Here is a 14,385-nt window from a genome sequence, read left to right as displayed (position 1 = left end):
GGACGGTCCCCTATAAAGGGCCCACTGTGATTCCGCGACGCGGGGTGACGGTATCGGGGCAGTAGTTCTTTCGGCCCGGGCGGGTTCCCCCGCCCGGGCCTCTCTTTTGGCGAAGCCGATGCTGTCCGCTTCACCCATTCCCCGTTAAGCTTGCAGTCGCAATACTCGTAAGACTCAAAAGCGACCGCACAACGGAGTGCCGCATGCGCGTTCTGGTCATCGAAGACAACACCGACATCGCGACCAACATCGGGGATTACCTCGAAGACCGCGGCCACGTCGTGGATTTCGCCGGCGACGGCGTCACGGGCCTGCACCTGGCCGTGGTGCACGATTTCGACGTCATCGTGCTCGACCTCACCCTGCCGGGCATGGACGGCCTGGACGTGGCGAAGAAGCTGCGGCACGAGGCGCACAAGCAGACCCCGGTGCTCATGCTCACGGCCCGCGACTCGCTGGAACACAAGCTCACGGGCTTCGAGTCCGGCGCCGACGACTACATGACCAAGCCGTTCGCCCTGCAGGAACTGGCGGCGCGCCTGGAAGTGCTGGCCCGCCGCGGCAAGGGTCCGCAAAGCCGCGTGCTGAAGGTCGGCGGCCTCACCTACAACCTCGACACCCTCACGGTCACCCGCGAAGGCAAGTCCATCCAGCTGAACCCCATCGGCCTGAAGCTGCTCCAGGCCCTGATGGAAGCCAGCCCGTCGGTGGTCACCCGGCAAGACCTGGAACAGCGTGTGTGGGGCGAGGAACTTCCCGATTCCGATTCCCTGCGCGTGCACATCCACGGGTTGCGCGCAGCCATCGACAAGCCGTTCGAGAAGCCCCTGATCCACACGCGTCACGGTATCGGATACCGCATGGTCGATCCGGATGCGGTCCAGACGTAAGCTCCGTTTCCGCCTGATCGTCACGTTCACGCTGTTCGGGTTCGGCCTGAGCGCTCTTTTCGCGTACGCGGCGCTCAACATCCGCGAGCGCGTCGAAGAGCAGCTGATCAATTCGGCCCTCCAGGACGAGGTCGATTCGCTCAATGCGAAGGTGCGGGCGAATCCGAACGAGCGGCCGCAGTTCGAGATCGTCACTGCCGCGACCTTCAGCGACCGGACCATCTACAAGGCGCCGCTGAACTGGCAGTCGCTCGAAACGGGCGTGCACGATCTCTACGAAACGGACGCGCAGGGGAAGAATCGTCATTACAAGGTGGCGGTGCGCCGCGAGGGCGGCATCATCAGCTTCCTGCAGTTCGATGTCTCGCGCGACGAGCTTGGCAAGCGCCAACTCATCACGAGCGTCATCGCCGCGGTGTTCCTGTTCGGTCTCATGTCGCTCGTCATCGGCGTCTGGCTATCGTCGCGCGTGCTGCGTCCAGTCACCGACCTGGCCCGCCGCCTGCGCGACTTCCGTCGCATCGGCAAGGCGGAGGCGCTGGCCCCGCATTTCGCCGATGACGAAGTGGGCGAGCTGGCCGTGGCGCTCGACGAGTACGCCATGCGCCTTACCTCGGTCGTGGAGCGCGACCGTGAGTTCAACTCCGACGTGAGTCATGAACTACGCACGCCGCTGGCCGTCATCGCGAGCACGACGGAACTGCTGCAAGGCTCGCCAGACCTCACCGACAAGCTGCGCGAACGCCTGAAGCGCATCGAGCGTGCGTCGCGCCAGGCCACCGAACTCATCGAGGCGCTGCTGTTGCTCTCGCGTGCCGAGCGTCGTGGGCCCACGCGCGGCGAGACCACGGATGTCGCGAAGGTCGCCTCCGACGTCATCGAAAGCCAGCGTCCGCAGATGGGCGGCAAGCCGATCGAGATCGAATTGATTTCCGATGGCTCCGTGACGGTGAACGCGCCCGCGTCGGTGGTATCGGTGGCCCTGACCAACCTCATCGGCAATGCCATCAAGTACACGATGGAAGGCATGGTCACGGTACGGGTGCTCGACGGCCGCATCGACGTGATCGACACCGGTCCGGGCATCAAGCCCGAGGACGCGGAGAAACTGTTCCAGCGCGGCATCCGCGGCGAAAGCGCCACCGGCGGCGGCGCGGGCCTCGGCCTCGCTATCGTGCGCAGGCTGTGCGAACTCTACGGCTGGGACGTCTCCCTGCGCCCGCGCCCTGAAATGGCCGGCGCCATTTCGACGATCGACTTCCGCTGACCGCCACCTTGTAGGAGCTGCTACAGCGGCGAGGAAACCTGGCCACGGTCCGCAAGGTGCCCTCGCCGCTATAGCGGCTCCTACAGGGATGCCGGCGCTTCACGCCGCCGCAAGATATCGCGAACGTGACAACCGTCATCTCAACTGTCATCAGATCTTCATTCGGACGTCCGAACATGCGGCGCTTACACGACGCGTACCGGGCTGCCTCAGGGGAGGAGGGCTGCGGCGTGTCAGCGCATGGAAGGACACCGCCTCTTGTTCAAGCAGACCGTTCTGGCCGCCGCCCTCGGCATGACTTTCGCGTCCGTCGCGTGGGCGACCGATAGCACCGTTCCCACCTCCGACGCCGACACCACCGCGGCCAGTCGCACGAAAGCGCAGGACCTCGACGCCGTGTCGGTCATCGGCAGCGGCGAAACACGGCAGGTGCAGCGCCTGCGTCCGGCAGACCAGAAGGCGCTGCCGCCGGGCACCAGCCTGCAGAAGGCCCTGAACACCTTGCCGGGTGTGAACGCGCAATCGGTGGACGCACTGGGCAGCAACGAGCAGTCGATGACGCTGAGCCTGCGCGGATTCAGCGGCACGCGCCTGGGCTACACGCTCGACGGCATTCCGCTGGGCGACAGCGCCTACAACAATTACAACGGCCTCTCGATCAACCGCGCGCTGATCTCGGAGAACTTCGCCGGCGCCGAACTTTCCGAAGGCATCGGCAACCTCGGCACGCCGTCGACGAGCAACCTCGGCGGCACCATCGCGTACACCTCGAACGATCCCGCGAAGACCATGGGTGGCCGCGTCGTGCAGAGCATCGGCAGCGACAACAACCGGCGCACGTTCGCGCGTTTCGACACCGGTGAATACCACGGCTTCTCGATGTACCTGTCCGGTGCCCGCACGACGTCCGACCTGTTCAACGACCAGGACGCGTACAACGGCTCGACGACGAAGCAGTTCAACGGCAAGGCCCTGTGGGACTTCGACGGCGGCCGCATCACCGGCTTCGCCGACACCTCGCGCACGTCGCAGGCCGATTACTTCTACCTCTCGAAGAGCGAGCTGGCTCGCGGCCTCGGATGGGACTGGGGCGGTTATGCACCTGATTGGCAGCGCGCCGTCGGCAAGGCCTACTGCAACGCGGGCACGCTCAACGCGAAGCTCTGTGACAAGAGCGGTGCCGACAAGGACGCGGACGGTGCGTTCACGGCAGGGCAGATCCTGCGCAGCGACGACCTCTACTACCTTGCCGGCGACTTCTTCCCCACCGACGCGGTGACGATCCACGCCCAGGTCTACCACCACGAGGATGCGGGCGAGGGCCATAACTGGAACAGCGGCACGTACTCCTATCCGGGTACGCCGCAGCAACTGCCGATCATCTTCCGCAACACGTTGTATACGATCAACCGCTCCGGCGCGATCCTGTCGGCCTCGTGGGATGTGGGCAACCAGCACGTGGAAGGCGGCGTTTGGTACGAGCATAACGTGTCCAGCGCAGCCCGCTACAGCAGCTATGTGACCGGCCCGCGCGACCTGAGCGGACCAATCGATACCACGCCGGATCTCGGCGTGTTCGACCAGCGCACGGTGTGGAACACGCGCCAGGCGTTCCTGCAGGACACGATCCGCTTCCTGGACGACGCCCTCACCGTCGACGTGGGCGTGAAGAGCCCGCACGTGACATCGCAGGCCACGGCGCTACCGGGCGATGCCGTGCAGCCGATCAAGCCGACGTCGAACAACCAGTTCGCCAGCGGCAAGCTCAGTGCGAGCAAGGCCATCCTTCCGCAGTTCGGTGTGCGCTATCGCATCGCCGACGGCCAGGAAGCGTTCGCCAGCTTCGCGAAGAACATCGCCATGTTCCAGGGTGGGTTCAAGCTTGGCCCCCAGGCGGTCAGCCAGGCCACCTGGGACACACAGGGCGACCTGAAGCCCGAGAAGTCGCGCAGCCTCGAAGCTGGCTATCGCATCGAGACCGGCCCGATCGCCGCGTCGCTCGCGGCGTACAAGGTGCGCTTCGACGATCGCCTGCTGCAGTACAACCCCTGCGATTCCCGCCAGCCCGTGGGGCCCGCCTGCGGCAACCGCTTCTACAACGTGGGCGGCGTCGACAGTCACGGCGTGGAACTCACCTTCGTGTGGACGCCGACGGATCATCTGCGCTGGTACAACTCGGCGTCGTACAACCGGTCCACCTACGCCAGCGACTACGTGCAGGCCGGCGTGATCCAGCAGACGAAGGGCAAGATCCAGACGGATACGCCCACCAAGCTTTTCGCCACGCAGATCGACTGGTCGGAAGGACCGTGGTTCGCATCGCTCCGCGGCAAGTACACGGGCAAGCGCTTCTACACGTATACGAACGACCAGGGCTTCGGTGGCTTCACCGTGTGGGACCTGTCGGGTGGTTACGACTTCGGCCCCGTGTCGGTGGCCAAGGACGTGCGGCTCTCGCTCAACGTGACCAACCTCGGCGACAAGCGCTACGCCAGCAACTTCGATTCCAGCGCCTTCGTGCCCAGCGATCCGGCCGGCACCGCCTACGTGTTCCACGCTTCGGCGCCGCGCCAGTACTTCGCCACGCTCGACGTGCGCTTCTGATGCTGCGTCCCCTCGCCGGCCTTGCCGTCGTCTTCCTGCTCGGAAGCGCGGCCGCGCAACATGGCGTAGTGCTGGTGCCGGACGTCGCCACCACGCCCTTGCCACGGGCGGTGGAGGTGGATGGCAGCACGTATGTGGACAAGGGCCTGGTCGCCGCCGGCTCGCTGCCGGCGGGTACGGTCGATTTCCTCGGCGATACGCTGGGCTCGTTCTCGTCCCTGATGATCGAGCCCGGGAGCTGGAAGCGGAACGGCGATACCTACACCGGGGTGTTGTGGACCTTGCCCGATCGCGGGCGCAACGATCCCGAGCGCGGGGTGTTCTTCGACTACCGCGGACGCCTGCACCGATTCCGCTTCAGCATGACCTTGTGGGAGCCGGCTGTGCCGGCGATCCCGCGGCAGCGGGCCAGCTTGCCGCGAGCAACCATCGCCGCTGAAGCGGCTCCCACAAAGGCTGCGGTAACCATCGCTCCGGACGGAGGGCGCGTGCTCCGGGATTTCGATGGCAGGCCGTTCACGGGCGCCGACCCGGGCAAGGGCACGCGCACCGAGCGGGGCATCGTCCTTCCATCGCCCGCGGACGGTACCGGCGCAGGAAAGATCTCGCTCGACGCCGAATCGCTGCAATTCACCCGCGATGGCGGCTTCTATATCGGCGACGAATACGCCGCCAACGTTTACCGGTTTGGCAAGGACGGCCGTTTGACCGGTGTGATCGTGCCGCCTCGCGCGGTGCGTCCGCTGGATGCGAGCGGCAAGCCGGACTTCACCTCATTGCGTGCGCCGGCAACGGGTCGCCGCAACAACCAGGGCGTGGAAGGCATGGCCTTGTCGCCGGATGGGAAGCGTCTCTTCGTCGTGCTCCAGAGCGCGCTCGTGCAGGACACGCAAGCAGGCGATGCGGCGGGCCGTACGCTGACACGCGTGCTCATCTACGACGTGAGTCGCGACGCGGTGCCGCGGTGCCCCACGGCGCACTATGTGGTTCGTCTTCCCGCATACGACGCCGATGGCAAGGGTGGCAAGCCGAACCGGACGGCGGCGCAGAGCGAGATCCGCGTGCTGGACGACCGCCGCTTCCTCATGCTCGCGCGCGACGGTGCTGGGCTGGGCGCCGAGGGCGGCAAGCCGATCGTGTACAAGAGCGTGCTGCTGGTCGATACATCTGGCGCAACGAACCTCGCGGGCTCGACATACGAGAACGGTACGACATCGATCCTTGGGAACGACGGTGACCTGCGCCCCGACATACGCGCGGCGACATGGCAGCCACTGGTCAACCTGCTCGACCCAGCGGACCTCGCCCGCGCCGGCCTGACGCTCGATCCGCGTGCCGAAGGAAAGGCGCTTCTCTCCGAAAAATGGGAGGCCATGGACCTGGTGCCCGCGCTCGACCCTGAGCATCCCGACGACTGGTTCCTGCTCGTGGGCAACGACAACGACTTCATCGCAAGGCATTGCGTCATGGACGGCAAGCGCTGCGATTCGGCATTCGACAACGACAACCGCATCCTCGTGTACCGGCTGACCTTGCCGGACACGCGTTCCACCAACGCTTCCCACCACCGCTGAAGGGTCACGCGCATGATGAAACGTTCGGTTCTTTCGCTGCTGTCCGCCACCTTGTTGCTTGGGGCCACGGCCAGCCACGCCAATTCGCCCGCCTACGTCGACAGCAAGGAGTACAAGGTGTTGCTGGACACGACGCGCTTCGCCAGCAATCCGTCGAGCGCCGCGGCCACGCTGCTGCACGACGTATCCGCACGCCTGTCGACGCTGGGCTTCGACAAGACCGTTACCGGCAGCTTCAGCGCGGGCGACCGCGACACGCTGGCATACTACGACACGCCGCACAGCTGTTCCCTCATGAGCCGCGGTTATTCGGTGCGCACGCGTGCCGGCGACCATTCGGACATCCAGTTCAAGTTCCGTCATCCGGACGAGGAACTGTCGTACTGGACGGACGTGTCCGGCGCGGGCAAGAACAAGGAAACGAAGTTCGAAACCGACGTGACGCCCGGCAGCCTCGTGCTCGCGCATTCCACCAAGCAGGACGCGTCGACCACGCCGACGACGGTTGCGGCACTGATAAAGCAGTTTCCGGGAGCTTCCGCGCTTTCCGATATTTCCAGCGCCGGACTGGCGCCGGTGGCGGGTGTCACGGTCACACAGCAGGAATACGACGGTCCGGAATCGGACATCGGCGAATCGGTGGCCGAGTTCACCCTCACGCTTTGGTACGTCAACGGTGCAGCCACGCCCGCGCTTGCCGAACTGTCGTTCCGCGTCGAAGCCGACGACGACAACTACTTCACGACGCCGGTGCTCACGCGCTCGCAAGTGCTCAACACCGCCATCGGTTCCATTGGCAACGGCTGGAACATCGCCAACGACGGCGGCAAGACGAGCTGGCTATACGCGTACCGCTCGACCGCCTACCCGAACGGCTTCTGCAACTAACGAAAAAAGCCCCGCCTTCCCGGCGGGGCTCTTTTGTGTGGGAGCCGCTTCAGCGGCGATAGGTGCTCGCGGCACGCTTGCCCGCCGCCGCGGGATCGCCGGCATAGCCGGCTCCCACCATGGCGCCTTAGAGCGGTTCCAGCCAGCCCCAGCGGTCGGAGGTCTTGCCGCTGAACAGCCCGAAGAAGAGTTCCTGCAGGCGGCGGGTGATCGGGCCGGCCTTGCCGCTGCCGATCTTCTTGCCGTCCACCGAGCGGATCGGCGTGACTTCCGCCGCCGTGCCGCACATCAGGATCTCGTCCGCGAGATAGAGGTATTCGCGTGGCAGGTCGCGTTCCACGACCTCGATACCTTCCTCGCGGGCGAGGGTCATCAGGGTGTGGCGCGTGATGCCGGTGAGGATCGAGGCACTGGCCGGGGTGGTGTGCAACGCGCCGTCGAATACCAGGAACAGGTTCTCGCCCGCGCCTTCGCTGAGCAGGCCCGTGGAGGCAAGCGCGATGCCTTCGCCGAACCCGAGACGGCGCGCCTCGCGCGCGATCAGCTGGCCGGAGAGGTAATTGCCGCCGGCCTTGGCGCCTGCGGGAATCGTGTTCGGCGCGAAGCGCTGCCAGCTCGACACGCAGGCGTCTATGCCGTTTTCCAGCGCCTCGGGCCCGAGGTACGGGCCCATGGGCCAGCTTGCCACGGCCACGTCGGTGGGGCATTCGGCGGAGAGGCCGAAACCGCCCAGGCCGCGGAAGGCCACCGGACGCAGGTAGGCGGCGCGGAGGTCGTTCTTCTTGACCACTTCGCGGCAGGCCTCGGCCAGCTCGTCCACCGAATAGGGAATCTCGATGTCGTAGATCTTGGCGGACAGGTAGAGGCGCTTCAGATGGTCGGTAAGGCGGAAAATGGCCGCGCCATCCGGCGTTTCATAGCTGCGGATGCCTTCGAACACCGACGAACCGTAATGCAGCGCATGCGCCATCACGTGGACGGTGGCTTCGCGCCACGGCTTGATCTGGCCGTTCTGCCAGATCCATTCGGGGTAGTTCTGCGACATGGGAGCGCTCCGGAGGGGACCGCCCATGATAACGGTTGGCGAACCCGGCCACATGGCGCGATGCGTCAGTGCGCCGCCGGATGGGGCGCCCGCCCCTTAACCCGGCGGCCGTAACCAGAGGCAGCCCGAGTCGCGGACCACGGCGAAATGGGCGCGCCGGGTAGTGCCATCTCCTCCCGGGGTGGACGTCACGGCATCGATGCCGGCGCCCTCGCTTCCTTCCAGTGCGACAAGCGGCCGCTGGACCAGAGCCTCCATCGCGCGCAGGTTCTCGACCGCTCCGGCGCTGCCGTACCCGTTCCAGAGGATGAGGCCGCCTACGCGATTGGCGCTGCGCGAGGCGAACGCCTGCGCCAGCCCCTCGCGCAGCTCGGCAAGATCCTTGGCGCACAGCAGCCCGGCCGACGGTCCGCCGGCCGGCGCACTCGCCGCCGGTGCCGGGAGCAAGGACGCGGCGCCGACGCTGGCGCACGGCTGGTCGCTGAAGACAGGCCTTCCGTCGGTTCCGATGCAACGATGGATAGCGGTTTGCGCCGCGGCGGGCAGGGCGAAGGAAAGCAGGAACAACAGGACGATGGCGCGGATCACGGCACGGAACGCGGTGGCAGACGGTGCGTCATCATCCCTGCACGCCCTTCTGCGAAGGGTGACGGCGCGCACGTTACCGAGCGGCCAGGCGCTCCAGCACCGACGTGGTCGCCCGCGCCCGGTTGATCGTGTAGAAGTGCAGCCCGGGCGCACCGCCGTCCAGCAGGCGGCGGCAAAGTTCGGCCACCACGTCGGCGCCAAGCTCCCGCACCGCTGCCGCATCGTCGCCGTGCGCCTGCATGCGCTTCACGATCCAGCGCGGGATCTCGGCGCCGCACTGTTCGGAGAATCGGCGCAGCTGGCTGAAATTGGCGATCGGCATGATGCCCGGGACGACGGGCACGTCCACCCCGAGCTTCGCCACGTCGTCGATGAAGCGGAAATAGGCGTCCGGGTTGAAGAAGTACTGAGTGATGGCCCCATCGGCACCGGCGTCGACCTTCGCCTTGAAGTGGCGCAGGTCGGCCAGCGCGTTTTCCGCCTGCGGATGCGTTTCCGGATAAGCGGCCACTTCGATGTGGAAATGGTCGCCGCTGTGTTCGCGGATGAAGGCGACCAGTTCCGAGGCGTAGCGGAAGTCGCCGGGGGTGGCCATGCCGGAGGGCAGGTCGCCGCGGAGAGCGACGATGCGCCGGCAGCCGGAGGACTTGTAGGTGTCCAGCAATGCGGCGATCTCAGCGCGTGTACCGCCCATGCAGGACAGGTGCGGCGCCACCGACAGGTCATGGTCGGCCCGCAGGCGCCGCACGGTTTCGTCCGTATAGCTCAGCGTCGAACCGCCCGCGCCGAAGGTCACCGAAACGTATTCCGGCGCATGCGCCTTGAGATGGCCGACGGCGGCATCGAGCTGCTCGCGCTGTTCGTCGGTCTTGGGCGGGAAGAACTCGAAGCTGATGGCGGGCATGGGCGACCTCGTCTGGATGGCCCGCAGTATAAATATCTTTCCATCCAGATGGAAAGATGGCTAAGACCGCGGCCGCATCATAACGAGTGCCCTCTGCCGAGCTGTGCCTGCTGCGTGCGCACCTCTTCCAATATCTGAGCCTGCCGTTGGTCGTGCTGCTGAATCTGCTCGATGGCCTGCTCGGGAAAGGGCGGCGCCTTGTCTAAGTCGACCAGGGCCGGCCTGGTACGGACGCCCGTCCCGATGAATTCGATCGTCATCCGCTCCTCGTCCAGGCGCACGTCGAAAAGGTTTCCGGCCGTGATCCGGCTGGCATGGCAGGCGGCTGTGAATTGCAGCAGGCGGTCTTCCGAGGCATCGGGCACGCATCGCGCCAGCTCGTTGTAGAGCCCGTGCTGGGGATGGTCCGCGTGGCGTGGATCGTTCCGGCCCAGGATCGATGGCGTGGGAAGGCGCTCAGGTAGGGGCTGGGGCGACAGGGAGTCCAGGGCCGCTTCCCGTGCCACGTCGCCCGAAGGGGCCCGACGTTGCTCGAAGTCGTGCATGGCGGTCGACCACTGGTCGGCGCTGCGTGCCATCGTCGTATTCATCGACGCGACGACGGACACCTCGCTGCGCCTTTCCGCGCGATCGAACGTTGCTTCGATGGCAGTGAGTGTGGAGGCGTCTTGGCTCAGTTCGACGCGATCGATGCGCTGAAGGCCGTCTGCTCGCGCGGCGACGACCAGGGCGGCGCTGAGGTTGTCGCTGCGCTGGTCGGGCATCCGGTTGAATTGCCGGTCGAGGTCGGACACGTGCGCCTGCGCATTCAGGTACAGGGCGTGGTCGGGATGGCTCGGATCGTCCAGCCGGATGACCGGTACGACGGACGGTGGCGGTGTCGGCGCAGGAAGGGGCGCCGTCGGCGCTTCGACGGTTCGCGTCAGCTCGGCGGCTTCCGGCAGTCGCGGCGGTGCCTTGCCGCGTTGCGGAGCGACACTCTGCCAGTCGAACCGGTGAGCCAGCGCCAGGTCCACCGGCTCGGCATCGCGACAGATATCGACGATGGTGCAGTTCGCCAACTCGTCGCGGAGGTTGCGCTGGCCGTCCTTGTCCACGCGTAACCCGAAGGCGGCGGTGGCGCCGGTGGCCTGGAAGATGGTGAACTGTGCCGGTTCGTCCGGCACGCGACGATGGGTGAACAGCGGCCGGTCGGTCAGCGCATTGAGGTAATCGGCCATGCCGTTGAAGGCCAGCGTTTCGAGCCCTGCCTCGTCATTGCCGCCGCCGATGTTCGAATGGCCGCCGGGCAAGGTGGCGCTAAGGAAGCGACCGTCGTCGGACCAGTCCGGATCGAGGATGGTCTGGTGCGGGAACAACTCGCGCTGTTCGTCACGCGCGATTTGCGAGAAGCCCGACAGCACCGACTTGGGCAAGCGCGCGTCGTAGTTCTTCGGAAGGTTGGTGCCGACTGGATCGAACAGGCCGACAGCTTGCGCGACTTCGCCTGGCGGGACGAGCGTCCGCGACGATTCGACGGTGATGTTCCCATGAGCGTCGCGGCCGAACTCCAGACCTTTGGGATGGACGATGCCGAACTGATCGACGAGACGAGCCAACCCGGGTACCAGGACGGCGCCCCGGCTGTAGCCGACCCCGACGACGCGAATCTGCGCCTGCGGATCCTGGCGCGTCCATCGGTACGCCGCCACGGCGAGGTCTCGATAGACCTTCTGGATCTTGTCGTCCCACGTGTACGGGAAGGCACCGTCGATGGCGCGGGTGAGCGGATTTTTCTGCGTACCGATGCCTTCGGCGTAGCCAATGCCGATTCGATTACTTGGCTCGCCTGCAAGCTCGTCGGTCTGCTTCTTCAACTCGCCGACGTTCGTCAGCGTTCGATCCTTGTAGGCACTCTGTCCGGTGCCATCGAACAGAGCGATGAACAGGTACTCATGCGGCCGACCGTGATGTTGCAACACGGGTACGGTCTGCTTCGCCTGATGTTCGCGCATTCGCTCGTAGGCATCCAGATCGCTCGCTCTCGCAGGGCGAGTCGTGCCGCCGGAAAGAAGTTGTCCCATGGATCACGCTCCGTGTGCTTAGTAATGATAGGTCTTGGCGAGAATGAACTCATCGCGCGAATCGCTATAGGCGTTGCCTGGGATCTGGAAGTGTTTCGTCGGGACATAAGTGCGCATGTAGACCCGAATCGTCCGGTCGTTGACCTCCAGCAGGATCAATGGGTCGACGGTGAGTTCGCCATGGGGGAGGTCAGATACTTCCTCCCGGGGAACGTCATGCCTGGCGATTTCGTCGCGAAAGATCGACCCGATATCGATACGGGCCTGATGCTCCGTACCGTCCATGGAGCGCCAGATGACTTCCGCCGGTTCCGGGAAATTGGCGATGCCGACGTGACCACCCCCAATGTGATCCAGATACGTCGGACCATATTTGGATGAAGGCGGCGTCGGTTTGTCACGGATCGACCAAGCGCGCGCATACCAGACCTTGCACATCTGCGTGCTGTAACAGACCACCCTGAAGGTATGGTCCTTGAACCTCAATGGCCATTTCGGCGGTTGAAGGTGCAGCCTCGCGCGCAGGGTAGGGTCGATGTCGGGCTCGTCACGCAGCGTCGGTGCGGATGACGCGCAAGCAGTAACGCCGGCGGCGCCAACGGCGACGAGGGCCGCCATGGCAAGTTCGCGAGGTTTCATGTCTTCCCGTTCCTTCTCGGGTTTCGGTTCGGGCGCAGGGCGTGCCGGTGGCCCCAACTCGCGCCACACCTGCTCGTTGATGATCGCCACGTCACGCAATAGCTGCATGTCGTGCAGCGGGTCGCGCGTGGATAGCCTGTGCACGGGAATGAGCGATGAAGGGCGCGCGCCTTCCTCACCGAAGTCGTCTTCCGTTGTCATGATTTCTCCATTGAATCGATTTTTCCGGCTGGCGCGCCGTCTTCCATGGATGCATGGGGAGCCTTCCTTGCGCGGGACGCGAGGATGCTCAAATAAGTGGTGAGTCATGGCAATAGTTCATTGCCAACTTTGGCTGTAGGCCGCATTCCGTGAGGGAATGCCGAGTGCCGTCAGCTGCGCGCTCTTCGCTCGTTACTTCAGAAGTTTCGGGGCGACGAAAACGAAAGAGGGCGCCCGAAGGCGCCCTCTGTGACTAGCTCTTTATCGTTACCGATCAGTAGCGGTAATGATCCGCCTTGTACGGACCCTCGACCGGCACGCCGATGTAGTCGGCCTGGTCCTTCGTGAGCACGGTGAGCTTCACGCCGATCTGTTCGAGGTGCAGGCGGGCCACTTCCTCGTCCAGTTTCTTCGGCAGGCGGTACACCGTCTTCTCGTAGGTGTCCTTGTTCTTCCACAGGTCGATCTGCGCAAGCGTCTGGTTCGAGAAGCTGTTCGACATGACGAAGCTCGGGTGGCCGTGGGCGCAGCCGAGATTCACCAGGCGGCCTTCGGCCAGCATGTAGATGCTGTTACCCGTGGCGGCGAACGTGTAGCGGTCGACCTGCGGCTTGATGGTCTCGCGCGTGACGCCGGCAGCCGTGTTCAGGCGGTCGATCTGGATCTCGTTGTCGAAGTGGCCGATGTTGCACACCAGGGCGTTGTTCTTCATCTTCGCCATGTGTTCCAGCGTGATGATGTCCTTGTTGCCCGTGGTGGTGACATAGATGTCGCCGATGCCGAGGGTGTCTTCCACGGTGGTGACCTGGAAGCCTTCCATCGCGGCCTGCAGGGCGTTGATCGGATCGATCTCGGTCACGATGACGCGTGCGCCGAAGCCCTTCAGCGAATGCGCGCAGCCCTTGCCCACGTCGCCGTAGCCGCAGACGACGGCGACCTTGCCGGCCACCATGAGGTCGGTGGCGCGCTTGATGCCGTCGGCCAGCGATTCGCGGCAGCCGTAGAGGTTGTCGAACTTGCTCTTGGTTACCGAGTCGTTGACGTTGATGGCCGGTACCAGCAGCTTGCCGGCTTCGGCGAGCTGGTAGAGGCGGTGCACGCCGGTGGTGGTTTCCTCGGACACACCGCGCCATTCGGCGGCGATCTTCTTGAACCAGCCCGGACGCGCCGCGGCCGTCTTCTTCAGGAGGTCCTTGATGACCTGCTCTTCGTGGTTGCCGCTCGGGGTGTTGACCCAGTCGCTGCCGTCTTCGAGTTCCACGCCCTTGTGGATGAAGAGGGTGGCGTCGCCGCCGTCGTCGACGATCAGCTGCGGGCCGAGCTCACCCGGATGCGAGAGCATGTCGAGCGTGCACTCCCAGTATTCCTCCAGCGACTCGCCCTTCCAGGCGAATACCGGCAGGTCACCGGCGGCCAGCGCCGCGGCCACGTCGTCCTGGGTGGAGAAGATGTTGCAGGAAGCCCAGCGCACGGAGGCGCCCAACTCGCGCAGGGTCTCGGCGAGCACGGCGGTTTCCTTGGTGACGTGCAGCGAGCCCGAGAGGCGCACGCCCTTCAGCGGCTTCTCGTTGGCGTAGCGGGCGCGGATCTGCATGAGGCCCGGCATTTCCTCTTCCGCCATGCGGATGCGGCGGCGGCCGAGGGCGGCCTGCGAAATGTCGCGGACCTTGAAGTCCTGGAAAGAGGTGTCTTTGGTGACGGCGTTCATCTGGCGTAGCTCCG

11 protein-coding genes are annotated in these 14,385 nt (G+C 65.3%); 5 read left to right on the top strand and 6 right to left on the bottom strand.

The window, feature by feature from the left end; translation table 11 throughout:
* Nucleotides 1–203 precede the first annotated feature (203 nt).
* The 5 genes from ACPYOD_RS01265 (at nt 204) to ACPYOD_RS01245 (ending at nt 7,223) form a co-directional block, all read left to right on the top strand.
* Nucleotides 204–890 carry a response regulator transcription factor gene (locus ACPYOD_RS01265; RefSeq protein WP_072322110.1) on the top strand — a complete coding sequence of 229 codons (687 nt, stop codon included), beginning with the start codon at nt 204–206 and terminating at the stop codon, nt 888–890.
* Entirely contained in the window at nt 874–2,157 is a 1,284-nt protein-coding gene (locus ACPYOD_RS01260) for a sensor histidine kinase (protein WP_481299909.1), read from the top strand. The genes ACPYOD_RS01265 and ACPYOD_RS01260 overlap by 17 nt, the downstream gene beginning before the upstream one ends.
* A gap of 240 nt (nt 2,158–2,397) precedes the next feature.
* Nucleotides 2,398–4,761 carry a TonB-dependent receptor gene (locus ACPYOD_RS01255; RefSeq protein ID WP_481299908.1) on the top strand — a complete coding sequence of 788 codons (2,364 nt, stop codon included), beginning with the start codon at nt 2,398–2,400 and terminating at the stop codon, nt 4,759–4,761.
* Complete coding sequence (locus tag ACPYOD_RS01250; protein ID WP_481299907.1) at nt 4,761–6,335, top strand: esterase-like activity of phytase family protein; 1,575 nt, start codon at nt 4,761–4,763, stop codon at nt 6,333–6,335. Before ACPYOD_RS01255 ends, ACPYOD_RS01250 begins: the two co-directional genes overlap by 1 nt.
* A gap of 12 nt (nt 6,336–6,347) precedes the next feature.
* The gene (locus ACPYOD_RS01245; protein WP_481299906.1) at nt 6,348–7,223 is read left to right on the top strand and encodes a hypothetical protein; all 876 of its coding nucleotides are present in this window, start codon (nt 6,348–6,350) and stop codon (nt 7,221–7,223) included.
* A gap of 127 nt (nt 7,224–7,350) precedes the next feature.
* Here ACPYOD_RS01245 and ACPYOD_RS01240 read toward each other — a convergent pair whose 3' ends face one another.
* The 6 genes from ACPYOD_RS01240 to ahcY all read right to left on the bottom strand — a co-directional run bounded on the left by ACPYOD_RS01240 (nt 7,351) and on the right by ahcY (nt 14,371).
* On the bottom strand, nt 7,351–8,268 hold the full coding sequence (locus ACPYOD_RS01240; RefSeq protein WP_481299905.1) for a branched-chain amino acid transaminase: 918 nt from the start codon (nt 8,266–8,268) through the stop codon (nt 7,351–7,353).
* A 96-nt stretch (nt 8,269–8,364) separates the two neighbouring features.
* Nucleotides 8,365–8,856, bottom strand: coding sequence for a DUF4124 domain-containing protein (locus ACPYOD_RS01235; protein ID WP_481299904.1), 492 nt, complete (start codon nt 8,854–8,856; stop codon nt 8,365–8,367).
* A gap of 73 nt (nt 8,857–8,929) precedes the next feature.
* Nucleotides 8,930–9,760 (bottom strand): methylenetetrahydrofolate reductase [NAD(P)H], encoded by an 831-nt coding sequence (gene metF, locus ACPYOD_RS01230; RefSeq protein ID WP_481299903.1) that lies wholly within the window; start codon nt 9,758–9,760, stop codon nt 8,930–8,932.
* A gap of 77 nt (nt 9,761–9,837) precedes the next feature.
* Nucleotides 9,838–11,823, bottom strand: coding sequence for an XVIPCD domain-containing protein (locus ACPYOD_RS01225; protein WP_481299902.1), 1,986 nt, complete (start codon nt 11,821–11,823; stop codon nt 9,838–9,840).
* Nucleotides 11,824–11,841: 18 nt separating this feature from the next.
* Nucleotides 11,842–12,663, bottom strand: a complete 822-nt coding sequence (locus ACPYOD_RS01220; RefSeq protein ID WP_481299901.1) for a hypothetical protein — start codon at nt 12,661–12,663, stop codon at nt 11,842–11,844.
* A 274-nt stretch (nt 12,664–12,937) separates the two neighbouring features.
* The gene (gene ahcY / locus ACPYOD_RS01215) at nt 12,938–14,371 is read right to left on the bottom strand and encodes an adenosylhomocysteinase (protein WP_481299900.1); all 1,434 of its coding nucleotides are present in this window, start codon (nt 14,369–14,371) and stop codon (nt 12,938–12,940) included.
* Between the last annotated feature and the right edge of the window lie 14 nt (nt 14,372–14,385).

The organism is Luteibacter sp. HAY1-4A (assembly GCF_056755355.1).
This window is presented reverse-complemented; position numbering and strand designations above follow the sequence as displayed.

Coding starts and splice junctions, on each gene's coding strand:
- ACPYOD_RS01265 (WP_072322110.1), top strand. CDS start 204: ATGCGCGTTCTGGTCATCGAAGACAACACCGACATCGCGACCAACATC.
- ACPYOD_RS01260 (WP_481299909.1), top strand. CDS start 874: ATGCGGTCCAGACGTAAGCTCCGTTTCCGCCTGATCGTCACGTTCACG.
- ACPYOD_RS01255 (WP_481299908.1), top strand. CDS start 2,398: ATGGAAGGACACCGCCTCTTGTTCAAGCAGACCGTTCTGGCCGCCGCC.
- ACPYOD_RS01250 (WP_481299907.1), top strand. CDS start 4,761: ATGCTGCGTCCCCTCGCCGGCCTTGCCGTCGTCTTCCTGCTCGGAAGC.
- ACPYOD_RS01245 (WP_481299906.1), top strand. CDS start 6,348: ATGATGAAACGTTCGGTTCTTTCGCTGCTGTCCGCCACCTTGTTGCTT.
- ACPYOD_RS01240 (WP_481299905.1), bottom strand. CDS start 8,268: ATGTCGCAGAACTACCCCGAATGGATCTGGCAGAACGGCCAGATCAAG.
- metF (WP_481299903.1), bottom strand. CDS start 9,760: ATGCCCGCCATCAGCTTCGAGTTCTTCCCGCCCAAGACCGACGAACAG.
- ACPYOD_RS01225 (WP_481299902.1), bottom strand. CDS start 11,823: ATGGGACAACTTCTTTCCGGCGGCACGACTCGCCCTGCGAGAGCGAGC.
- ACPYOD_RS01220 (WP_481299901.1), bottom strand. CDS start 12,663: ATGACAACGGAAGACGACTTCGGTGAGGAAGGCGCGCGCCCTTCATCG.
- ahcY (WP_481299900.1), bottom strand. CDS start 14,371: ATGAACGCCGTCACCAAAGACACCTCTTTCCAGGACTTCAAGGTCCGC.